General features: G+C 54.0%; 24 protein-coding genes. 11 read left to right on the plus strand and 13 right to left on the minus strand.

Annotated elements, in window-relative coordinates; genetic code table 11:
• Positions 1-62 precede the first annotated feature (62 nt).
• The 7 genes from spoIIIAF to NNL35_RS21585 all read right to left on the minus strand — a co-directional run bounded on the left by spoIIIAF (position 63) and on the right by NNL35_RS21585 (position 4,686).
• Positions 63-836, minus strand: a complete 774-nt coding sequence (gene spoIIIAF / locus NNL35_RS21555; protein WP_254553714.1) for a stage III sporulation protein AF — start codon at positions 834-836, stop codon at positions 63-65.
• Positions 837-860: 24 nt separating this feature from the next.
• A complete protein-coding gene (spoIIIAE, locus tag NNL35_RS21560) occupies positions 861-2,108 on the minus strand; it encodes a stage III sporulation protein AE (RefSeq protein ID WP_254553715.1) in 1,248 nt (415 codons plus the stop codon).
• Positions 2,109-2,120: 12 nt separating this feature from the next.
• On the minus strand, positions 2,121-2,510 hold the full coding sequence (gene spoIIIAD / locus NNL35_RS21565; RefSeq protein WP_254553716.1) for a stage III sporulation protein AD: 390 nt from the start codon (positions 2,508-2,510) through the stop codon (positions 2,121-2,123).
• Positions 2,511-2,561: 51 nt separating this feature from the next.
• Positions 2,562-2,765 carry a stage III sporulation protein AC gene (gene spoIIIAC / locus NNL35_RS21570; RefSeq protein ID WP_006676747.1) on the minus strand — a complete coding sequence of 68 codons (204 nt, stop codon included), beginning with the start codon at positions 2,763-2,765 and terminating at the stop codon, positions 2,562-2,564.
• An 11-nt stretch (positions 2,766-2,776) separates the two neighbouring features.
• Positions 2,777-3,301, minus strand: a complete 525-nt coding sequence (gene spoIIIAB / locus NNL35_RS21575) for a stage III sporulation protein SpoIIIAB (protein WP_006676746.1) — start codon at positions 3,299-3,301, stop codon at positions 2,777-2,779.
• Positions 3,271-4,296, minus strand: coding sequence for a stage III sporulation protein AA (spoIIIAA, locus tag NNL35_RS21580; protein ID WP_254553717.1), 1,026 nt, complete (start codon positions 4,294-4,296; stop codon positions 3,271-3,273). Before spoIIIAA ends, spoIIIAB begins: the two co-directional genes overlap by 31 nt.
• Before the next feature lie 120 nt (positions 4,297-4,416).
• Positions 4,417-4,686 carry a YqhV family protein gene (locus tag NNL35_RS21585; protein ID WP_206106231.1) on the minus strand — a complete coding sequence of 90 codons (270 nt, stop codon included), beginning with the start codon at positions 4,684-4,686 and terminating at the stop codon, positions 4,417-4,419.
• 272 nt (positions 4,687-4,958) lie between these two features.
• Between NNL35_RS21585 and comA the strand changes: the two genes are divergently transcribed.
• From comA to NNL35_RS21600, 3 genes are all read left to right on the plus strand, one after another.
• The gene (gene comA / locus NNL35_RS21590) at positions 4,959-5,774 is read left to right on the plus strand and encodes a phosphosulfolactate synthase (RefSeq protein WP_040731126.1); all 816 of its coding nucleotides are present in this window, start codon (positions 4,959-4,961) and stop codon (positions 5,772-5,774) included.
• A 57-nt stretch (positions 5,775-5,831) separates the two neighbouring features.
• Positions 5,832-6,554, plus strand: a complete 723-nt coding sequence (locus NNL35_RS21595) for a 2-phosphosulfolactate phosphatase (protein ID WP_006676742.1) — start codon at positions 5,832-5,834, stop codon at positions 6,552-6,554.
• A 140-nt stretch (positions 6,555-6,694) separates the two neighbouring features.
• Entirely contained in the window at positions 6,695-7,156 is a 462-nt protein-coding gene (locus tag NNL35_RS21600) for a DUF441 domain-containing protein (protein WP_133381315.1), read from the plus strand.
• Positions 7,157-7,232: 76 nt separating this feature from the next.
• On the opposite strand, the gene NNL35_RS21605 is transcribed toward NNL35_RS21600, so the two are convergent.
• Positions 7,233-8,486, minus strand: a complete 1,254-nt coding sequence (locus tag NNL35_RS21605) for an aspartate kinase (protein ID WP_254553718.1) — start codon at positions 8,484-8,486, stop codon at positions 7,233-7,235.
• Between the two features lie 604 nt (positions 8,487-9,090).
• On the opposite strand from NNL35_RS21605, the gene NNL35_RS21610 reads away from it, so the two are divergent.
• A complete protein-coding gene (locus tag NNL35_RS21610; RefSeq protein WP_006676739.1) occupies positions 9,091-10,008 on the plus strand; it encodes a transposase in 918 nt (305 codons plus the stop codon).
• 632 nt (positions 10,009-10,640) lie between these two features.
• Here the strand turns inward: NNL35_RS21610 and efp are convergent.
• The 4 genes from efp to NNL35_RS21630 all read right to left on the minus strand — a co-directional run bounded on the left by efp (position 10,641) and on the right by NNL35_RS21630 (position 13,576).
• Complete coding sequence (efp, locus tag NNL35_RS21615) at positions 10,641-11,198, minus strand: elongation factor P (protein WP_006676738.1); 558 nt, start codon at positions 11,196-11,198, stop codon at positions 10,641-10,643.
• An 80-nt stretch (positions 11,199-11,278) separates the two neighbouring features.
• A complete protein-coding gene (locus tag NNL35_RS21620; RefSeq protein ID WP_006676737.1) occupies positions 11,279-12,355 on the minus strand; it encodes a M24 family metallopeptidase in 1,077 nt (358 codons plus the stop codon).
• 54 nt (positions 12,356-12,409) lie between these two features.
• Positions 12,410-12,859, minus strand: a complete 450-nt coding sequence (gene aroQ / locus NNL35_RS21625) for a type II 3-dehydroquinate dehydratase (protein WP_254553719.1) — start codon at positions 12,857-12,859, stop codon at positions 12,410-12,412.
• Between the two features lie 120 nt (positions 12,860-12,979).
• Positions 12,980-13,576: a YqhR family membrane protein gene (locus NNL35_RS21630; protein WP_254553720.1), complete on the minus strand. Its 597-nt coding sequence runs from the start codon at positions 13,574-13,576 to the stop codon at positions 12,980-12,982.
• Between the two features lie 192 nt (positions 13,577-13,768).
• Between NNL35_RS21630 and NNL35_RS21635 the strand changes: the two genes are divergently transcribed.
• The 7 genes from NNL35_RS21635 to NNL35_RS21665 all read left to right on the plus strand — a co-directional run bounded on the left by NNL35_RS21635 (position 13,769) and on the right by NNL35_RS21665 (position 22,015).
• Positions 13,769-14,719, plus strand: coding sequence for a DUF1385 domain-containing protein (locus NNL35_RS21635; RefSeq protein ID WP_254553721.1), 951 nt, complete (start codon positions 13,769-13,771; stop codon positions 14,717-14,719).
• Positions 14,720-14,768: 49 nt separating this feature from the next.
• On the plus strand, positions 14,769-15,080 hold the full coding sequence (locus NNL35_RS21640) for a hypothetical protein (protein WP_006676733.1): 312 nt from the start codon (positions 14,769-14,771) through the stop codon (positions 15,078-15,080).
• A gap of 423 nt (positions 15,081-15,503) precedes the next feature.
• Positions 15,504-17,114: a copper amine oxidase N-terminal domain-containing protein gene (locus tag NNL35_RS21645; RefSeq protein WP_254553722.1), complete on the plus strand. Its 1,611-nt coding sequence runs from the start codon at positions 15,504-15,506 to the stop codon at positions 17,112-17,114.
• Positions 17,115-17,297: 183 nt separating this feature from the next.
• On the plus strand, positions 17,298-17,996 hold the full coding sequence (locus NNL35_RS21650) for a response regulator transcription factor (protein WP_006676731.1): 699 nt from the start codon (positions 17,298-17,300) through the stop codon (positions 17,994-17,996).
• A 26-nt stretch (positions 17,997-18,022) separates the two neighbouring features.
• Complete coding sequence (locus tag NNL35_RS21655; RefSeq protein ID WP_254553723.1) at positions 18,023-19,252, plus strand: sensor histidine kinase; 1,230 nt, start codon at positions 18,023-18,025, stop codon at positions 19,250-19,252.
• 167 nt (positions 19,253-19,419) lie between these two features.
• Positions 19,420-20,580: an acyltransferase gene (locus NNL35_RS21660; RefSeq protein WP_006676729.1), complete on the plus strand. Its 1,161-nt coding sequence runs from the start codon at positions 19,420-19,422 to the stop codon at positions 20,578-20,580.
• Positions 20,581-20,761: 181 nt separating this feature from the next.
• The gene (locus tag NNL35_RS21665) at positions 20,762-22,015 is read left to right on the plus strand and encodes a polysaccharide deacetylase family protein (protein WP_254553724.1); all 1,254 of its coding nucleotides are present in this window, start codon (positions 20,762-20,764) and stop codon (positions 22,013-22,015) included.
• 104 nt (positions 22,016-22,119) lie between these two features.
• On the opposite strand, the gene NNL35_RS21670 is transcribed toward NNL35_RS21665, so the two are convergent.
• Entirely contained in the window at positions 22,120-23,097 is a 978-nt protein-coding gene (locus NNL35_RS21670) for a patatin-like phospholipase family protein (RefSeq protein WP_006676727.1), read from the minus strand.
• Positions 23,098-23,192: the final 95 nt, after the last annotated feature.

Consider the following 23,192-nt stretch of genomic DNA (forward strand, 5'->3'; position numbering starts at 1 on the left):
TTTTCACCTATACGCGCGGCTGGCGATTTTATGACGGTTTGTCCGCATTTTTTTTGCTGAAACTATCTTTTATAGGCGCCTGCCGGGACCGCGCCTTCCGGCGACCAGGACACCGCAATCTGCTCGGGCTTCACGAGCCAGGCGGAGGTCAGCGCCCCGACGGCGGCCGCCTCCAGGCGCAGATGCTCGCTGCCCGTGCCGGAGGCAGGCGCGTCCTCCGGCGCTTCCGGCGGCGGGCTGCCGGCCTCGATCGGCTCGATCCGAACCGGCTCGATGGCCGCGACCGGGTTCGGCTCGGGCGGGCCGCCGCTGGCCGGGGCTGCCGCCTGCTCGGTGGCCGGGGCCTCCTCCAGGGTGAGCGCTATCCGCTCGATCGCCGGCTGCCCCTGCCTAGCGACATGCGTCAGCGTCACGTGCACGGCCGCCACCTGTACGGCCGCTCCCCCGTTGGACCCGGCAGCGCCCGCCTGGAGCAGCGCCCGGTTGATCTGCTCCTTCATGCTCGCTTCCATCTGCGCGCCGGCTAATCGGAGCGCCTCCTGCTCGCGTGCGCGCGCCAGCCGTTCCCCTTCCCGCCGGATCTGCTCCAGCGTCTTCCCTTCAGGACTCTTGGCGGTAGAGGTGTTCAGCAGGGAATCCCATTCGCGGGCGAGCTCCGCCGTCACGTTGGAGTCGAACAGGCGCAGCACCGGAGATAGCAGCGTGAGGAGAATAATCAGGCTGAGCATCAGCTTGACATAGCGCTGCATCGAACGATTCGGCAGCAGCAGGTCGATGAAGGCGGCCAGCAAAATGACCATGATGATCTCTTTGAGCCATTGACTGAACCATTGCATATTCCTGCCTCCCTTCTCTCCCGCCTACCTCATCATGACCGCGACATTACCTGCCGTCAGCAATATCGTAATGGCCAGGAAGAACATCAGGCCGACAGCCGCGAGCGCGGCGAAGACGTAGATCATGCTTTTGCCGACCGTCTTGAGGCACTCGGCTGCCGGCGTGTCGCCAAGCGGCTGCATGATGGCGGCGGAGACGTTGTAGATGAGCGCCAGCGTCACGATTTTCAATGCCGGGAACGCGCAGATGAACAGCAGGATGACCACCCCGGCCAAGCCGACCGCGTTCTTTACGAGCAGCGAGGCGGATATGACCGTATCGGCGGCATCCGAGAAGACGCGGCCGACGACAGGCACGAAGTTGCCGGTAATATACTTCGCTGTCCGGACCGTCACGCCGTCGGTGACCGAGCTCGTCGCGCCCTGCACGGAGATGACGCCCAGGAAGACGGTCAGCAGGACGCCCAGGAGGCCGATGCTGATATTGCGCAACAGATTGGCCAGCTGGGTTACTTTGTACTTGTCCGACAAGGCGCTGACAATGTGCAGCAGCGTGGAGAAGAACAGCAGCGGAAAGACGCCGGTATAGATGAGCGTTCCGATGAGATGCACCATGAAGACGATGAGCGGGTGCATGACCGAGACAGTAACGAGATTGCCCATCGAAGCAAGCAGCGTGAACAGAAGCGGCACCATCGCCATCATGAAATGAATCATGCCCGATATCGCTTCCTTCGCATAGCCGATCGCCACATGGAAGCTGTTGATGGCCAAAATAATGATGACCATATAAGATACGGCATAGGCGATCTTGCTGACGGCATTCCGTTCGAACGCCGATTGCAGCGTCTCCAGCACCATGCTGAATACGGCCAGAATGACAATGGTCAGAATGAGCTTGCCGTTCAAGATTACTTCCTGCATCAGGAACTTGCCGAGCGCTTGCAGTACCGCCCCGGTTGTGAGCTTCTCTCCCCCGGGCAGCAGCAGATCGATAAAATCGGGCAGCGAGTCTCTGGGAAAAAAGCCGCTGTATTTGCCCAGCAGTTCGTTCCAATAGCGCTCGACATCCCCCGTATCCAGCTTGTCCGCCTGCTCGCGGCCCCACTGTTCGGTTACCGCCTGTACATGGGAATTCCCCGATTCCCCCTGAGGGGACTCGGGAGAGGCGTACCCGGACCCGATGAAGGCGAACAGGAAGCATAGCAGAGCCGAAGCCCAGATGCGCATCCTCTTCAGCGGCGGCTTGTCTATACGTCGTAATCGATTCATTCCCTCTCCACCTTATGTTGGCAGCAGTCTCATTACGGTCTCGATAATGACGCTAATGATTGGAACCGCCAGCACCATGATGAGCACCTTGCCCGCCAGCTCGATCTTCGAGGCGATGCCTTCCTGGCCGGCGTCCCGCACCACCTGGGCGCCGAATTCGGCAATATAGGCGATTCCGATAATCTTGAGAATCGTCTTCAGGTAGACTGGCTGAATCCCGGATCGATCCGCCAGATCCTCCAACACGTGAATGACGATATCGATTTTGCCGATTAGAAAAATAAAAATAATAACTCCGGTCACGGTCGAGATCAGAAAGGCGAACATCGGCTTCTGTTCTTTGACCACCAGCACAAGAATGGCTGCAATCAATCCGAGACCGACCACCTGTATGATTTCCACGGAAACACACCTACCCGGAAAATGCGGCCACGCCGCGCTAGTCAATTTCACTCATTGGAACAAAAAGATGGTCCGGATCTCTTGAAAGAGATGATCCAGCAGACGGACGACCATGAACAGGACAACGACGAAGCCGATGACCGTCACCCAGTGCGCCATGTCCTCTTTGCCCATTTGCTTGAGCACGGTATGTATCATGGCCACGATAATGCCGATCCCGGCGATTTGGAAAATGGCGCTGACATCCACATTCATTTCCTGGCACCTCAATACATCAAGATAACGGCCAACAAGCCGCTCAATACGCCGAGACTGCGGCACATCGTGCCATACCGCTGGTATTCCTCACGGGCCACGAATTCTTCCTGCTCCAGCTGCTTGATCGCATGGCGGATATGCTTGCGCTGATCGTCGCGATCGCTGATGCCGAGGCTGTAGCCCAATTCGAGCAGAATGCGCAGGTCTTCATTCGCCAGCGCCGTATTCCCGCGATGCCGCTCCCAGGACAACTGCCACGCTTCGCGTGCGGTGAGCGGGATCGCATCCGCGGCGTCCATCCCCTGCGCCGCATCGGCGAAGACGGCGCGCAGCGGAGACGGCAGCTGACGGCTAATCTCGGCGAACGCCGCAGCAAGCGGCGTATGGCCGTACATGATGGCCGTCTCCAGCCGCTGAAGCGCATGGTTGAGCAGGCGGAGCTGCTTCGGCCGGGCCGCGTAGGAAGCGGCCTTGAGCCAGCCGATGCTCGCCGCGGCGGCGATCAAGAGGGCCGATCCGAGGAGCTTGAACATTCCGGCCGCCTCCCTTCCATCGTCAGCACGGGCTTTTGCAGCACTCTGCCTTTCTCGTCGTATACTCTTCGCTGCCATTCCCTTTTGGCCCGGCGGAGCGTGACAATGCGGCGGAAAGCCCCTTCCTCGAGCAGCTGCCGGAGGCCGGGGCGGCGCAGCAGATCGTCCATATCCTCCGCATGCGCGGTGGCAATCAGGCGGACGCCGGCATGCATCGCCTCTCTCATCGCCAGCACATCTTCCTCCCGTCCCATCTCGTCGACGGCAAGCACGTCGGGCGACATCGAACGGATGAACATCATCATCCCTTCCGCCTTGGGGCACCCGTCCATCACGTCGGTCCGATAGCCGAGATCATAGCTCGGTACGCCCTTGATGCAGCCGGCAATCTCGGACCGCTCGTCGACGACGCCTACCTTGAGCGCCTTCCACCTCGCTTCGGGATGATGCCATAATCCGCTGCCGATCGCCCGCACAAGGTCGCGCAGCAGCGTCGTCTTGCCCTGCTGCGGAGGCGACACGATCAGCGTATGATGAACAAGGGCATGCTTGAAATCAAGCAGCATCGGCATAACCGAAGCCGCGATGCCGTGCACCTCGCGTGCAATCCGCAGATTGAAGCCGGTAATCTCCCGCAGATGGCTTACCCGGCCTTGCGCGAGCACCGTGCGGCCGGCGAGGCCAATCCGGTGTCCGCCCGGAATCGTGACGAATCCGCGGCGCAATTCTTCCTCCATCGTGTACAACGAATGATTCGTTATCAGATCGAGCAGCTGATGCCCATCCTCCCGGCTTGGGCGGTAGGCGGCATCCGGATTGTCCGTACGCTCCCCCCGCTCCGTCACGAGCTGGAAGTCGCCCATGACGCCGATTTCGAGCGGGCGTCCTACGCGGATGCGAATCTCCTCCAGCTCCCGATATGTGCCGGCGGGCAGCCGCATCAGAATTGACTTGAGCATCGACGGCAGCACGGCCGACCAGCTTAGCGCTTCCATTGGCATTCCCTCCCGTGTCATCATTCGACAGCCGGACAACCTGGGCTTGTATCCCTATATGTATGGCGCCGTGCCGCGTTTTATGCCCTCTCCGGGCCCGGCGCCTCGAATGCCCGGTTCCTACTTTTTCAAAATGCCGATAAGCAGACAGGATACCCCGGCCGCAATCCAGGCGATCTTGCTCCAGTTCAGCTTATCTGCGATGCCGATGAGACCGATGGTCGTCGTCGCGATGAGAACGAGCGGACCGACAAGCGCAAGCAGAGAATTGACGGCCAGCGCCTTCTCCGGCTCATTCAGCTTGAGCATTATCAGAGCCGCGGTAATTTCCAGGCAGCCCGATATTATGCGGAGCCCTGACATGCTGGCTACAAATTTATCGACGGACAACTTCGCACCTCCTTTCGCTGCGACGGTAACGGATGAGCCGATCCATATTCACCGGCAGCTCCGACGCCCGCAGGCGTATTCTGTGTGGCCTGTCCTTCCCTGTCATTGACCATTGTATGCGAAGAGCTATCCCTTTCATGCTCGTCCCTTATATTCCCGCGCCATCTTCTCCCTTGCCCGCACTTCCCGCCGGGGTAGGCACCTGTCAGCAGGCGGGCGCATATATTGCTTGCATGATTCGACTAATCTGGGGATATGAAGGGGATTATGTGATGAGTCTTTCTGAACCTCAAATCGAACAATGGCCTCTCGCCATGGTAGATCCGAGCGGAGTACGAACCCACAAGCCGAGAACAACCGGATTGACGATGGTGATGGACAAAGGCTTGGGAGCGAACGCATTTGCCGATCTCCTCTCTACAGCTCATGAGCATATCGATATCATTAAGCTGGGCTTCGGCACGGCTGCGGTTACGCCGGCCCCGCTGTTGTCATGGAAGCTGGACACGGCGCGGCAGTACGGGGTTACGGTGATGCCAGGGGGGACATTTCTCGAATACGCCGTCGCCAAAGGCATGGTCGAACCATTTTTTCATATGATGAAAGAAATGGGCTTCACTGGAATCGAAGTATCCGACGGGACGATTGTGCTGCCGCGGCAGAAGCGCAATGACCTGATCCAGCGCGCCCGCGAGGAAGGGTTCTTCGTCTGCTCCGAATACGGGAAGAAAGCAGCCGGCTCCACCTTCATCTGGGACGATGTGTTGGAAGCGTTCAATGAAGATATTGCGCATGGCTCCGAATGGATGACGCTTGAAGGCAGGGAATCGGGAGCAGGCGTCGGCGTATTTGACGAACGCGGGAGCTGCGATACGGAGATGGTGTCAATGATTGCCGAAGCGGTGCATTCCCCGCAGCGGCTCATGTGGGAGGCTCCGCGCAAGGATCAGCAGACCGCCATTCTCCGAACGCTCGGTCCGCAAGCCAATCTGGGCAATATCGCGCCGGATGACATTATCGCTTGCGAGGCGCTACGGCGGGGATTGCGTTCCGATACGATGGGTCATTTGCTGGACACGGTGAAGTAGAGCCTCAATCTAACGGCATCGCCAATGCGAATTCGAGAGAGGAAGGGGGGAGCAACTATGCAAGTCGATGTCATAGCTAGCGTCAATGAAGCAAGAGCGATTGAACTGGCGAACCGAACGGTCATCGTCATCGATGTGCTTCGGGCGACGAGCACCATCATTACGGCGCTGGCGCACGGGGCATCCGGCATCCTGCCGGTCGAAACGGTGCAGCAGGCCAAGCAGGCTGCCCGTGACGGGGACATAACGGGAGGCGAGCGTAATTGCAAAAAAATACCGGGCTTCGATGCCGGCAATTCTCCGTTCGAATATATGGGCGAGAGCGTGTACGGGAAGCGTGTCGTGCTGACGACGTCGAACGGGACGCGGGCCATCCACAAGGCGTCGAAGGCCGACGTCATATTGGCCGGCGCCTTCCTGAACGCGTCGGAATGCGCGCGTACCGCCTACCAATTGCGCAAGGACATTGCGGTATTATGCGCCGGCACGCAGGATGAGTTCGCCTTCGAGGACGCTCTATGCGCCGGTCTCATCGTCGCCGAGCTGTTCCGGCTTGGCCGCCAGGAACAGGAGATGCGTACGAATGACCTCGGGAGCATTCTCGTCAGCGCCTATCGCCACCATGAAGGAGCGATTCCGGAGGCGCTGCTCGCCTGCTCCGGCGGCATGCGCCTTGCGAAGCTGGGCTACGCCAATGATGTCGAATACTGCGCCGGCATCGATACGGTGTCGGTCGTACCGGTGTGGGTTCAGCAGATGATGCTTCCATTTGCGACATAGAACGCGCCTGTTCATGGATGATAAGGTATGATCGTTGTTCTAAACGGAAAGGGCTTGTTCATACAATAAATAGAGGATGTTCAATACGTCCCCATTTGATCAATTGGACGGACAAACTTTCTTGTCGAGGAGCAATAATCATGAATGGCGAGTTGGTACTGGTTATACTCATTGTTGTCGGACTGGTCAGCCGTTCTCCGATCATTACGACGGCTGCATGCATTCTGCTTATCGTTAAGCTCGTACATCTGGAACGGTATCTGCCTGCCATCGAGCGGAGAGGACTGGAATTGGGGCTATTGTTCCTGACGATAGCCGTGCTTGTCCCCTTCGCCGCCGAGCGGATTACGGCCGAACATCTCTGGAGCACACTGACATCTTGGCCGGGAATTCTCGCGTTGACCGGCGGGGCCATCGCCACGTCCATGAACGGCCGCGGCCTGGAACTGCTGAAAAATGATCCGCAGATGATCGTCGGCCTTGTTGCCGGGTCTCTGATCGGGATCGTTCTATTGCGGGGCGTGCCCGTGGGCCCGCTAATGGCGGCCGGAATTACCGCCTTGCTCTTGACCATTAGCCGATGGATTATTGATAAGTTCTAGCCCGTTTCCCCCGCCTCTTCAGAAGCATGACAACAAGCCGGCCCTCGCGGACCGGCTTATCTTGCAGCTTCCTATATTATCTGCGGTCTTTCGGACCGCCGACGAACGCTTCCTCTACCGCATCCAGGCCGTATGAAGTGTGAAGTGCACCAATAATATCATTCAGCTTGCCGTTGGACACGACGCAGGAGACTTTGATCTCGGACGTGCTTACCATTTTAATGCTGACGCCCGTCTCCGAGATGACGCGGAACATTTGCGCCGCGACGCCAGGGTGGCTGACCATGCCTGCGCCGACGATCGAGATTTTGACCAGATCGGCTTCAGAGGTCACTTCGCGGTAAGGAACTTCGCTCCGGATGTTCTCCAGCACCTGAACAGCGCGATCCCGGTCATGCAGCGCCGTCGTGAACGAGAAATCGGCCTCCCCGTTCGTTACCCCGCTCTGAACGATGATATCTACATCGATCTGCTCATCGGCGAGCGCGCCGAACATGCGAGCGAGTACCCCCGGAAGATCGGCGACGCCGAGAACACTGATGCGTGCCACATTTTTGTCATAGGCGATGCCGCTAACGACCACCCCTTGCTCCATCTTCGCTTCCTCCTTCACATAGGTCCCTTCATTGTAATTGAAGCTTGATCGCACGACGAGACAGACCTTGTTATGCTTCGCATATTCTACAGCCCGGGGGTGAAGAACCGCCGCGCCAAGATTGGCCAGCTCCAGCATTTCATCGTAGGAGATCTCCTTCAGCTTGCGCGCACGGCGCACGATTCTCGGATCGGTAGAATAGATTCCGTCGACATCCGTATAGATTTCGCACACATCAGCTTCAATCGCCGCAGCCAGCGCGACCGCCGTCGTGTCGGATCCGCCGCGGCCGAGAGTCGTAATCTCACCGCCCTCGGTCATGCCTTGGAAGCCGGCGACGATGACAATGTTCCCCGCTTGCAGAGCCGATTGCACGCGCTCCGGAACAATGTCCGTAATGCGCGCCTTCCCATGCGTGGCGTCGGTCCGGAAGCCCGCCTGCCAACCCGTCATCGACATGGACGCATGGCCCAGCTTCTGGATGGCCATCGACAGCAAGGACACCGAGATCTGCTCGCCCGTACTCAGCAGCATATCCATCTCACGGGCCGGAAGTTGATCGTTTATACTTTTCGCTTGATCAATCAAATCATCCGTCGTATCGCCCATGGCAGACACAACGACAACACATTGGTGGCCTTCTAATTTTTTCTCTACGATCCGTTCGGCAACCCGCTTCATCCGTTCGACCGTGCCGACGGAGCTGCCACCGAACTTCATAACGTATAGTGCCACGCTGACTCACTCCCACCCTCAATGGACTGTATCAATCATTAATTGCATATTATAGCACGTTTTTGGGCGGATGGAAGAAGAAAATACAAAAATCACGGACGACCTGATACCCTTCATCCTACTTCGTTCGGATTGGGCAAAATAGAAGAAACTGTGCTCATGACCTTATGAATATCGTCCCCATCGCTCAGGAGCTTTCTTACTTATTTTATATCCTGCTGTGCCCTAAACAGTGATTCTCCCAGACACTTAGGTCGCCTCGCGCATCCTTATGACGAATCTCCCAAGCGCTCAGGTACCACGCGCAACCTTATGGCGAGTCTCCCAAATACTCAGGTACCTCGAGCATCCTTATGACGAATCTCCCAAACACTCAGGTACCTCGAACATCCTTATGACGAATCTCCCAAGCGCTCAGGTCTGCTCCAACCTTCAAAAAATCGTTTCCTAATATGAGTTGGACATACCCAATCAAATTATGATTTCATTGGGATTTTTCAGGCTCTATTATTCCACTTTCATACTTGTTATGGAAACATATGTTTGATATAATCAGAAACAAGAACACATGTTTGTATTATTTATTTAGGAGGAGGCTGCTGTGATGAATGGGTGGTCGAACGTCGGTACGTTGGAGGAGTTAATGAGTCAGTATCCTACAGAAGAATCATGCATTCCTGCCCTGTTTGCGTTGAAATGGCCTCACGGCTTTCGCTGCCCGAACTGCCGGCATACCCGCGCCTATGTAATCCGGACGCGGCGGCTTCCTCTGTATGAATGCAGCGACTGCCAACACCAGACGTCTCTGATGGCCGGTACGATCCTGGAAGGAAGCCGGACCTCTCTGCGGAAATGGATCGCTGCGATCTGGCTTGTCTCTCATCCTGCTGCAGGAATTAATGCGGTTAGGCTGAGCTCTATGCTTAAGGTTACCTATAAAACTGCATGGGCGATGCTGCATAAGATTCGTATAGCGATTAGCTGTGCCGATGAGGAAGAACGGCTTGATCATCGTGTGTTTGGCTTTATTGCCTTTAATGGCCCGCGCCAATATCCCAATGTCGATCTGGCTCCACGGGAGCAGCCGATTATCGTGGCAGCCTCGCTGGATTCGAACGGAGAGGAACGGCAATATAAAATGAAGCAGGTTAACCGGCAGCATATGTCCGGGAAGCTGTTGCTTCCTTGCGGCCGCGATCATTTTATCGCAGAACATGTCACTGCGACCGAGTCCATGATCTCGATCATTCGCCAACGATTTCGGGTAAAGCAAAACAGTCCATTGTATACTGTGTTCCGACGTGCGCAACGTTGGTTATGCGATACGTTCCGCGGGATAAGCGGCAAGTATTTGCAGTATTATTTGGACGAATTTTGTTACCGGGAAAATGCTATCGCACTCCAGGAGGCAGGATGGGAACCCTTGGCGGCGATATGCTGTGCCGATAACGGGGCAAGACGCCGGTACTTATGGAGAGCTACCTCCTCTCAAACCCACGATCGCTATCTTATAGCTGCCTGAATGAATCACTACAGGAATCCTCAAAGGGGATATGCCTGGTGGACTGATCAGTCTCTCTGTTCTCAGTAAATTTTGTTGAGAATCTAGTTAAAAGTTCTATTTTTTGATTGGGTCTGTTTTTGTGCTTATCACTACATTACCGAGCTTCTAGCAACGCAGCTTCCTGAGTTACGGGGATAACGGGGTAAGGGGAGTTTGGTTTTGTCATTTCTTTAGAAAAAAGAGCCTGAGCTACGGGGATATTGTGCATAAGGGGAATATACAGATGTCCTGGGCTCGCAAGCTGAACATACTTATTCCTCAGACAGAGTTAATGGTCCTGTCAAACAGTGTTTCTGGCCATATCATGCGAAGAATTGATCGTTCAGAAGGAGTATCTGATCATATCAGGTAGAGTTACTAGTCATGTTAGGCAAAGTTAGCGGTCAAGTCAGGCAGCCGTACACGCTTGACTTCCTGAGCTGCGGGGATACTCATCATAAGAGTTCGAGGATACTTACATACATAAGTCCGGGGATACAGACCCTGTCATAAGAGACGCAAGGCAACCACAACAAGGCAGATAAAAACCCCAGAAGCGATCTATCTGCTTCCGGGGTTTTTCGGAGCCGGCGATTGCCGACATCCGTTAATTAGGCGCGGGAAATATATTTGCCTTCTCGCGTGTCGATCAGAAGGACGTCTCCTTCGTTGATGAACAGCGGCACTTGAACGTTGAGGCCGGTTTCCACGGTCGCGTTTTTGGTTGCGCCTGTCGCTGTGTTGCCCTTGACGCCTGGCTCGGTCTCGACAACCTTCAGCTCAACGCTGTTCGGGAGATTGATGCCGATAATCTCGCCTTGGTAGCTGCTGATATGAACGATCATGTTGTCTTTGAGGAAGTTCAGTTCCCATTCGAGCTGATCCTTCGTCAGATTGAACTGATCATAGGTCTCATTATCCATGAACGTATATTCATCTCCGCTGTTGTACAGGTACTGTACTTCGCGGTTGTCGATTTGCGCCTTCGCAAGCGTCTCGCCCGCGCGGAACGTTTTCTCCACCGTGTTGCCGTTGCGCAGGTTTTTCAGCTTGGAGCGCACAAACGCAGCGCCTTTGCCCGGCTTCACATGCTGGAAATCGAGGACCGTAAAAATATCTCCGTCCACTTCAACTGTCAATCCTGTCTTAAAATCGTTAACTGATATCATTCGCTTGATTCCCTCCTACAATTATGCAACCCAGATTCCTTGGACGGAGTAGATCCCTGATGCTCCCCAATCCTGTCCGACTACATGTCCAATACGAGCAGTTCCTTGGTCGATTGAGTCATAATCTCAATTCCGCTGTCCGTAATGACAATATCGTCCTCAATGCGCACACCGCCGAAGCCCGGCAAATAGATGCCCGGCTCGACCGTTACCGTCATGCCCGGGGTGAGCACATCATCGGACGAAGAAGCAAGACGAGGCATTTCATGGATTTCCATGCCTACGCCGTGCCCGGTGCTGTGTCCGAACTGATCGCCATATCCATGGCGCTTGATAATATCGCGCGCCAACGCGTCAGCTTCCCGTCCCGTCATGCCCGGACGGATGTGAGCCAGCGCATTCAGCTGTGCTTCCAGTACAATATTATAAATGTCCCGGTGTTTATCCGACGGAGTGCCGAGAACGACAGTCCGTGTCAGATCGGAACAGTAGCCGTTGTACAATGCGCCGAAATCAAATTTAATGAATTCGTTGCCTTGAATGACCCGTTCGCTCGCCACGCCGTGCGGAAGCGCCGAACGCTCTCCGGATGCGACGATCGTATCGAACGAGCTGGATGTGGCCCCATGCTTGCGCATGAAAAATTCCATTTCCAATGCGAGATCCTTCTCCCGCACGCCAGGCTTGATGAAGCCAAGAATGTGACTGAAGGTTCGGTCGGCCAGTTCGGCAGCTTCCCTCATTACCGCCAGTTCCTCCGCATCCTTGATCATCCGCAGATCTTCTACCAGTCCGCCGACCGGAACCAGTTCGATCCCTTGCAGTTGCTCGCTGTATGCGGCATATGTCGAATACGTCACATGCTCCTGCTCGAAGCCGATTCGGGTCAGGCCCGCCTCGGACAGCAGCTGCTTCAGTGTGTCTGTCATTTTCGGCGCGTGCTCCACCACTTGCATATGCTTCGCCTGATCCGATGCTTGCGTCGTGTAACGGAAATCCGTCATTAGAACCGCCCGATCGGCTGTAATGAAGACGTAGCCTGAAGATCCGGTAAATCCGGTCAAATAACGCCGGTTAACCGCACTGGTCACAAACAATGCTTCCAAGCCGCGAGCTTCCATCGCTTCTCTCAATCGAGTAATGCGGTGTTGACTCATACTCATCATCTCCTGACATGGACTATTGTCAATCCGTTATTCGGGCCCGCCCGATTATTCCCGCTTCGAATCGCTTACAGCCTGATGAAGCGCCATAAGTCCCAACTCGTAGGACCTCGATCCGAATCCCGCAATCTGACCGAGGACAACCGGTGCGGTCACCGACACATGCCGGAAGGCTTCCCTTTTATGTATGTTCGACATATGAACTTCAACTGTCGGGATGTTCACGGCGCTGATCGCATCGCGCAGCGCATAGCTGTAATGCGTCAGTGCGCCCGGATTGATCAGGATGCCGTCATGCGTGCCGTAAGCGGCATGGATGCGGTCGATCAGTTCGCCTTCGTGATTGCTCTGGAAGGTCTCCAGCCGGACGCCCCATTCCTCCGCCATCCTCGTCAGCCTGCCCTCTATGGCAGCCAACGATTCGTCTCCGTAGACTCCGGGCTCACGTATGCCGAGCATGTTCAGATTCGGTCCGTTCAATACCAGATAGGAAGCCAAGCCGTACACCCCTTTCCCCGTACACGATTACATGAGAATCCTCACGTATTTTAACATACGAAGCGGCAAATGAGAAGCGCAACCGCAGAGGAGAAGCTTACTTTTCGGCACCCAGACAATTTACATGACAGGCTGAGGCTGCGTGCGGTCGTCGGATGCATCCCCGCCGCCGTCATTCCCTCCCTTGTCCGGCGAATCTTGCCGGTCTCCCGGCGCACCGGATTGATCGGGATCTTGCGGCTCGCGCTCCCGCTCTTCATTGAATTCCGTCGCCACGGTATAGCCGATGAACAGCCCCCACAGCAGCATCGTGCACGATTCCGTCCATATCGTATTCCATGTCGTCTGCCGCACCGGCGGAACCAGGCCTAGCAGCGGCCCGGGTATGACGAACAGGATAACCCACCACACGAGACCGTAGACTACGCCTGCCCAAGGTCCCGGCACTTTGCGGAGCACAAGCACATACAGCAGCGCCGCCAAAATCGAGAAGACGATGAATGCGACAAGCCCGAGAAGCTGGCCGTCCACCGTAGTCAAATAGGCATGCTTGTAAAACGGCTCGACCAAAAAACCGGGCACGATTATCGTAAAGCTAAATATATAGCCAAGCCAATGCAGTCCCCCCCATATCAATCCGGCAAAAAAACCGGTCAGCACGCCGAACGAGAACGGATTCGTCCGCTTCTGCTGCATCCGGGTTTGACGTTCGTTCATATTGATTGCTCCCCTTTCCTCGGACAATATTACATATGCGGTAGTATGCTCCAATCGGGAAAGGGAGATTACAGAATTCCGCAAATCATGATGTGGAAAACGGTGTTGAAATTCGTTACAATAATATAACATTCCTAATACATTAGTACTGACTGCACAACTGTTTTTGAATACATGAGGATGGTGAAGAATTTGTCTGAACAGCAAAACCGGTCAATTTATGGCGGACAGGCCGTTATCGAAGGCGTCATGTTCGCTGGCAAGCATGTCAATGTGACAGCGGTCCGCCGTAAAAATAAGGAAATCACTTTTTATGAAGTTCCGCGCGAAGACAAGCCATGGCTTACCGCTTTGAAGAAGATTCCCTTTATCCGCGGGTTCGTCAGCCTGCTGGACGCAAGCGGCAAGGGGTATCAGCATTTGACTTATGCTGCGGAGAAGTACGCCGAGGATGAGGAAGGAGAGGATGCGGCGGAACAGGGAAAAGACGATGGCAAATGGAATCTCGTCATGATTATCGGGGTCGCAGCCGTCGGCGTTCTGTCGCTTATTTTCAGTAAAGTCATCTTTACCGCCGTTCCCGTCGTCATTGAGCAATTTTTATTCGGAAAAGCATTCGATAATCGGGTCATTCATACGCTGATTGAAGGAATTATTAAAATTATTTTCCTGCTTGCCTACTTGTGGCTGATCGCCAAGACGCCGATTATCCGAAGACTGTTCCAGTACCACGGCGCGGAACACAAGGTTATCACCGCCTATGAAGCAGGGCTGGAGCTGACGGTTCAGAACGTGCAGAAGTTCAGCACGCTTCATTACCGCTGCGGCAGCAGCTTTATCATTTTATCGGTCATCGTAGGTGTCGTCATTTACTCCTTCATCCCATATGATAATTTATGGGAACGGATTTACCCCCGACTCCTGCTTATCCCCGTCGTCATGGGCGTAGCTTATGAGTTCCTCCGCCTGACTAATGCGCTGAGAGATGTACCCGTGCTGCGCTGGCTCGGCTACCCCGGCTTGTGGCTGCAGTTGCTGACGACGAAGCCGCCGACCGACGATCAAGTGGAAGTATCCATCGCTTCGTTCAACCGAATGCGCGAGTTGGATCAGGAGTTGACCGCGAAGAAAGCGGCCTCCTGAGCAGCATCGGCTTCTGCGGTACAAGACCACAGGCGAAAGGAATGATGATATGCGCGCATTTCCAAGATGGGCTCTGGCTGTAATCCTTGCGTTGGCCGGGATTGGCGTACTGTACTCCGCCCTGCAAAGAGGCATCGCATCGTTGCTCATTCCCGTCGTGCTGATTGCAGCGGTGTTCCTCCTATATAAGCTGGGACCGAAGAAATCAGCCGCCCCCAAAATCAAGAAGTCGGCACAAACGGAAGCCAAGGCGAAGGGCAACGCGAACCGGCAGCCGAAGCGGATCCGGCCCCGATCTCAGGCCAACCTGCGGGTCATTGAAGGAAGCAAGCCGAAGGAGAACAAGAAGAATACGAAGTAGCGGAACGGAAGCGCTCGCCATGGCGCTTCCTTTTTTATTTCTTAACATTTCATTAAAATTCCATTAAATAAAGTGACAGATTGATGCATTGCGATTCATCTCCCTGTACAATCAGACCGTAACGCTTCTTTTTTCTTGATGCCGACTCGGCTCCCCTCCTTCGCTGCACAAGCGTCAGTTGGATGCGCAACTTTTTTCCTCAATTGTACGTAAAAGGCTCTGGAATAATTATTTAACAATTATCCAACACGCATGTTACCCCCTAAAAGAGAAGGAGTGTTCTTGATGAAACGCAACAAATCAGGTAGTGTGAAACTTATCGCATTCAGTACGGTTTTGGCTTGGCAGTTATTATTTCCATTTGCTGCCGTACAAGCCTCCGATGCAAGCCATGTGCTTGCTTTAACAGCCGATAAGGCCGCAATGTCTCATAATGGACAAGAGCTTGCTGCCGATCAGCCCGTTGTCGAGAAGGACAACCTGGCTTATATTCCGCTGAAGAGCGTGGCGCTCCTCTACGGATTCTCCGTAACCTATGATGCCGCTGCGAAGGAAACGGTAGCCAGCAAAGAAGACATGACGCTTCGGTTCAAAGCAGGCGCGAAAACAATTGATGTCAACGGGACGGCAGTGGAATCGGCAGGAGAGATTTTCAGCCAGAAGGGCAGCTTAATGATACCGCTTCGCACATGGGCTGACATTACGGAGAGCCAGCTGAAGGTGTCCGGATCGGAATATACGCTGTCCTGGACAGAGGTCATCGTCGAGCCCTCCCCTCCCGTCGCCAATTTCAAAACCGACAAGTCCGTCTATCGAATGGGCGAAAATATTCGGTATGAGGATCTGAGCGAAGACGAGCATAGCGAGATCGTAAAGCGTACCTGGACAGGCAAAGCGTCCGCCTTCTTCGAACCCGGGGAGCATGAAGTTACGCTTCGGGTCGAGAACGAACACGGGAAGAGCGATACGATCACTCATAAGATTACCGTTACCAATGATTCCTTATATACACCGAACGAGCACGGGCTGCTCTACGCTGAACCCGGAAGCAAATTTCCGGTTGACCGCAATGACGTGCTCGTCTATGAACCGGTCAATTATACGACAACGACCAGTCCAATGACCTTCGTCCGCAGCAATAGCCCGGAGCATCTGTATGGGGAGGAAGGTATCGGTTACCAGGATACGCTCTCGGGAAGCTTCCGGATTAACATCCACAATCAGAACCGTTCGCAGCAAGATATATCCGTATACTTGCTGGCGACGAATCATGGCACCTCCGATGCCAATGTCAAGCTCAACGCCTTCGGGATGGGCGGCCCGACCAAATATGTGTCCACCAGCGGCAAAACCGCCGTATCGCGGTTCCTGGACTCTCTCGCCAAGTCCGAACCGGTCCGGACGATGAAGGTGCCAGCCGGCGAGACGGTCGTGGTCCTGCCCGAGATCAGCAAATCTCCGATGAAGGGCGGGCTGACCATGACATCCTATTCCGAAATTCATACGGACCAAGAACTTGAATTCTCGGTTGTCATCCTGAATCCGGACAAGGATCCGATCGAAGCGCTGCCGGAGCTTCCCGTGCTGGATCGGGACGGCAAGCATGTGCGCGGAACATTCCCCGAAGGAAACCGCACGTTCCACGTCAATCAGGTGCTTGGCACCAAGCCGCAGCGGATGATTATCGGGGATAATGATCTCGATACGTTCGTGACAGGCTCCGATAGCGTCACCGGCCTGGAGGAGGTCAATATCGGGAACACCGGGGTGCTCTATGATGTGGAACTCCAGGTTGCCCCGCACACCCTTGTCGGACTGAACGCGCGCGGCGGACATTATGCGGGCGCCTTCCTCGTGAACGGCAAAGTCGTAAATATGCTGGATGGAAGCATACTTATCAATCCGGAAGAGGTCGGCGTTCTGCACCGGACAGGCGATCGAGAAGAGACGGTTCATCTGACCTTCGTCCTGGCCTCCGGAAGCAATCTTCCGATTCATATGCTGTTCCTGCCGGTGCCGGAAGCAAAAGAATAGGGTTGCGTTATTGCGCAGTTACGCGCATCCTATATAGAGAGAAAAAAATTCGGTTGATTGGCGCCATCAAGACGCTGCCGGGCGGAATGCCCGGGGCGTCTTGAAGCATGTCCCGCCGCTTCGCTTCCAGAGGGGACGTGTCACAACGCACAATCGTACCTACACTGCAAAGGAGTCAGTCTGATGCCGAAAGAGACCATTCTATTGGTAGACGATGAGAAAGAGATTATTGAGCTTATCGAAATTTATTTAAAAAATGAAGGGTATGAACTGCTGAAGGCGCCGAATGGCCTGGCCGCCCTCGAATTGCTGCAGAACCATAAGGTCGATCTGATTATATTGGATGTCATGATGCCGAAGATGGACGGGATTCAGGCCTGTATGAAAATACGGGAGCAGAACAACACGCCGATTATTATGCTGTCGGCCAAGAGCCAGGATATCGATAAAATCGCAGGCCTTAGCATTGGAGCGGACGACTATGTCACCAAGCCGTTCAATCCGCTCGTCCTTATTGCCCGCGTCAAGTCGCAGCTGCGCCGCTACAAGCAGTTCAATACGGCGCGCCCGGCGGACGAGAATGAGATCCAGATTGACGACCTCGTCATTAATTTTGCCACTCACTCGGTAACCGTGGATGATGTGCCCGTGAAGCTGACTCCGCGCGAATTCGCGATCCTGAAGCTGCTGGCGGTGAATCGGGGGATCGTATTGAGCATGGAAAAAATATATCAGGAAGTATGGAACGAACCGTTCATGGAATCCAAAAACACCGTCATGGTCCATATTCGCAAGATTCGCGAGAAGATCGAAAAAGATAACCAAAATCCGAGATTTATTAAAACCGTATGGGGCATTGGCTACAAGATGGAGTCCCTGTAAAACGGGATGCGATAGGAGTGTCATGAATGGGAAAACCGAAAAGCGCCAACCTCATCCGTACCGTCCGCTGGAAGTTCCTGCTCGTGTTCCTCGGCAGCGTGAGCCTAACCGCATTCATCATGCTGCTTGGCCGCTTGCTGGCCGGGTACTTGCTGTTAGAGCCTCCCTACAACGGACCGCTCATCTGGGCGGTGAACAATATCGGCTCGAAGCCGATCATGATCGTGACAGGTATCGCATCGTTTCTATTGTTTTATTTTCTGTTCAGCCGTCCCATCATCCGTTATCTGAACGAGATAACATACGGACTTCAGGAAATTGCCAAGGGACAATTCGATTATGTCATTCCGGTCAAATCGTCGGATGAAATCGGATCGATCGCCTATCGGATTAACGTGTTGTCCGAAGAGTTGAACAGCTATTTGCAAGAGATTACTTACGGACTGCAGGAGATCGCCAAGGGGGAATTTGAGCATGTCATTCCGGTAAAGCCTGCCAACGATCTCGGCCTGGTCGCCGAGAGCATCAATCATATGAGCGCCCAACTCTATCACTCCATTCAGGAGGAGCGCAATGCCGAGAAGACGAAGAACGACCTGATTACGGGCGTCTCGCATGACCTGCGCACCCCGTTGACCTCGATTCTCGGCTTCCTTGAGCTGATCGAAAATGACCGCTACCACGATGAGGTCGAGCTGCGGTACTATGTTAATATTGCATATGAGAAAGCATTAAGCTTGAAATATTTGATCGATGACCTGTTCGAATTCACGCGCATCAACAACGGACTTCCTCTCGAATTGACCGAACTGGACATGACCAGCTTCATCCGGCAGCTGGCGGAGGAATTCGTGCCGAGTCTGGAGAAATCGGGCATGATGTGCCGAATCAACGCCCCTTCCGAGCCGCTGTACATCATGGCGGATGGAGACCGTCTCGTCCGATCGTATGAAAATCTCATCTCGAATGCGATCCAGTACGGCAAGTCCGGGAAGTATGTCGATATCGAGCTCGGCAAAGAAGAGGAGCAGATCTATGTGAAGGTCACCAATTACGGCGATCCGATATCGGAGAGGGATCTGCCATATATATTCGACCGCTTCTATCGGGCGGAGCAGTCCCGTTCCAAGGAGACCGGCGGGACCGGCTTGGGACTGGCCATTACGAAGAGCATTATTGAGGTTCACGGCGGGAAGATCTCGGCGACGAGCGATCGCAACAAGACGACATTTACGACTCGCTTCCCTTGCGCCTGACCCGCCGGCGCCTTCCTCATCGTTTGCTAAGAAAATAATAAGGATTTCCGATCCGTTTTCGTAAGATACATATTTTATACTCGTTTATAGGGCATGTTCCGCAGGAACTGGTTTAAGGCCTGCTTGAACATCTTCTTATAGATATTTCGCATGGGAGGTATGACATCATGGCAACCGGACGTGAAAAGCTGTCCGAGGTGCAGTTGGTACGCGCGATGGCGATCATCGGAGTCCTGTCCGTTCACTCGACGTCATTTGCGACGCTGCAGATGAAGGATTCCAATTTTTACTGGATGTACAGCTTCATGAATATATTTATGAAGATTGGCACACCGACATTTTTATTTCTGAGCAGCTTCGTGCTATTCTACAATTACTTTTCGAGGCCTTTGGATTCTAAGCTCATCGGTAATTTCTACAAAAAACGGCTAAAGTACATTATCATTCCTTATTGTTTGTTCTCGGTATTTTACTTCGTCATTTTGCATTTTACTCATTACCGGGACCGTGCTCTGGACGAGACGCTGATCAAATTTTTCACCCAGTTGGCTACGGGCAAGGCGTATACGCATCTATACTTCGTCTTCATCAGCATCCAATTCTATCTGCTGTTCCCGATTTGTCTGTGGCTGTTCAAGCGGAAGCCGGCCATCGCCAAGTGGAGCATTCCGCTCGGACTGGCCATTCAGTGGGGCTTCATCCTGCTTAATAAATACGCGCTTCAGGTGCCTAACAAAGGGAGCTGGTCGCTCGCGTATATGTCCTACTTCATGCTGGGAGCCTTTCTGGGCATCTACTATCCAAAGCTGAAGAACTGGCTCATCATCAGCCGGGAAAACGCGACCGCGCCGCGTATCGTATCCTGGATTGCCCTATGGACGGTCGGGCTATGCGCCGGACTCGGACATGTGTACATCTGGCATACGACACGGCTGTATGGCGCAAGCTACAATTCGCTCTTGTATGAATTGATGTGGAACGTTCACACCTATACGTTCGCGATTATGGCATTTCAGATCGCGTTTCTGCTTCGGCGCCATGCTTGGCCGTGGCTCGTTAACGGAATGCATCGGCTTGGGGAAATCTCATTCGGCATTTATTTAATTCATCCATTCTTTTTGTTCGTCTATCGCAATTTCCCGCCGCATACTTCAAAATCGCCGCTCTTGCATATGTGGTATGCCGGCGGATTCTTGTCGGCGCTTATCTTGTCCTGGATTACGGTCTCCCTAACGGTGCGCTTCGTGCCTCAGTCGTGGCTTATCTTCGGGAGCACGCCTCCACGGAAGAAAAGCAAGCCTGAACAGGGCGTGGCCGCGAGCGGCTGACCCTGAATACTCCGTCCCGATCTGATGCGGGGCGGAGTTTTTTGCGTCCTTATTAAGGAATGCTTAAGGAAGGTGGTAATTATTTCGCGTTAGATAAGCATTTGTTAAGATTTGACTCACAAGATCATTAAGATCCTCCCTCTACAATCTCGTTATGAGATGAACGAAGGAGGATTTTTTAATGAAAGCCCGCTTATTATACCCTGCCAAAATCGCACTTGCGCTTCTGTCTTTATTCATGGTGCTGCAAGGCTGCGGCTTGAACCGAAGCGTTAAGGAGGTAGCATTCATTATAAATGGACAAAAGTTGGAGAAACCCGTCTCCGTTGTCGTGGACGACGGAACGCTGATGGTCCGGGCATCCTCTGATCAGATCTGGAAGGAATTGGGGATGTCAATCGAGGAATATTCCCCGCCGACATCATCTTCCGTCTACTATTCGAACCAGGTTGCCGTATTAATGTACCATCAGCTCGTCGACCAGCCGGATAAGAAGAAGCCTCACTTGCTGCCGGTCGATCAATTCGAGGAGCAGATGAAGCTGCTTAAGGAACGGGGATTTCATGTCATCAGCATGGATGAATATATTGATTTTATGACGGCGGGATCCTCGATTCCGGATAATGCCGTGCTGCTTACCTTTGATGACGGCTACGAGACGTTCTATACGCACGCCTTTCCAATATTGCAGAAATTCGGCTACACCGCCACGAACTTCGTCATTGTCGCCAGCATAGACAACCAGACCGGCAAGCCGAAGCTGACGTGGGATCAGATGCGTGAAATGAAGAAAGCCGGCATGAGCTTCTACAGTCATACATACAACTCCCACCGCCATGGCCCAATTAATGCCACAGGCAAGGAGAAGCCGATGCTGAGCCGCCATCTGTACTTGAAGGACCGAGATCGAGTCGAGACCGACGAGGAATATATCGGCCGCATTACCGGCGACCTGGCCACCGCCGAGAAGCGGCTCCGGGAAGAGCTGGGCAACACGCGCAGCATCGTCGCGTTCCCGTACGGAGCTTTTAACCAGGATGTGCTTGGCGTTCTCAAGACGCTGAATATTGAGCTCTCCTTCACCATCAAGCCGGGAATGACCAGCCGGGAAGACCGCAACGCCTTCCGTTTCAATGCGGGAACGATCAAGCAAACGCCCGAAGAGCTGATTCAGTTGCTTAGCGAAGGCGGGTATGCGAAGAAGAAGAAAAAAAATGAGGTTTATGTCCAGGTCAACGGCAAAAATGTCAATTTTAAAAAAAAACAACCCCTGTTAGAGGATGGGGACATCTTGATTCCTTTGCGGGAACTGTGCCAAATGTATAACATTGAGCTCAACTGGAACGGCTCGCAAAACACCGTTTCATTGAAAACCGATCCCGTACAGGAGGATTCCCCTGTGGATCCTGGAAGCGATGGCGTCACTTCCCCATGACGCGTTCCTTCTTCGCGAACCTGACTTTTCGCCCGCGCCTTTCCTGCCCGAATTCAAGACCGAACCGAAATAGCGCTGCTGCTTAACCGCGGAGCGCTATTTTTCTATATTTTATAAGCCATGCTATGAAAAGCTTTGAACATCTCTTTGTACTTTCCGAAATCCCAACCCTTAAAGAACTCCGTGCCCGCCTCCAGGCCGGAAGCGAATAACGCCATGCTCTGCTCCAGCGTAAGATCGAAATCAGTCGTGCCGATGCCAAGCGTCGGAATTTTGATGGTCCGGTACTGGTTATGCTTCTCGATATACCGCTGATCATGAGCGGACATCATCGTGCCGAAAATCGCTTGCAGCATCGACAGCAGCCCGGAGATCCGGTGCGGATGGTTCTCCCTCTTCCCTACCATCTGGATTCCGATCGTCGGAATGCAGTTTTTGCCCCCGCCCGCCGCATCCTCATCGAACAGCCATAGCGGAAAATTGCTCAGCAAGCCCCCGTCGACGATATAGGAGAACTGCTTATTGAACGGCTTGCTTTTGCGCACAGCCGATTGGAAGGACTGACGGATGATAACGGGATCAAAAAAATACGGAATGCTGGTGCTCATCCGAACGGCTCTGCTTACGAGAAATCGGTTCGGATCGATTCCGTACTGCTTAATATCGTCGGGAAGCACGAGCAGCCGCCCATTGGAAATATCCGAGGCGATAATGCGCAGCCGGCCGGGCTTGACGTCGCCGAAGGTGCGGACCCCTTTTTCCAGCAGCCGCTGATGGACCCAGTATTCGAGCCGTTCTCCGGAATACAGGCCTTTCTTCAGCAGCAGCCGCATGGCCGGCCCAACCCATTTGACTTGAAAAATCGGAGCCCGCTGCAAAAAGGAGGAGAATGGCATCTCCATCATGAGATGGCGCATCTCTTCCGCCGAGTAGCCTGCAGCGAGGAGCGCGGCCACGACGGAGCCCGAAGAAGTCCCGGCCACGCGATGAAAGGAAAATCCGTAGTTCTCGGCGGCCTGAACCGCTCCGGCCAACGAAATGCCTTTGACGCCGCCGCCTTCAAAAACAGCATTGATTTTCATAGAGGGAATACCCCCTTCCGGCACATACGCGGATCGTATTACTGTTATGTATGCGCGGAAGAGGGCGGTTATGATGAGGTTATAGTAGTGCGGTA

It is taken from the genome of Paenibacillus dendritiformis, assembly GCF_945605565.1.
In the GTDB taxonomy this organism is placed as follows: domain Bacteria; phylum Bacillota; class Bacilli; order Paenibacillales; family Paenibacillaceae; genus Paenibacillus_B; species Paenibacillus_B dendritiformis_A.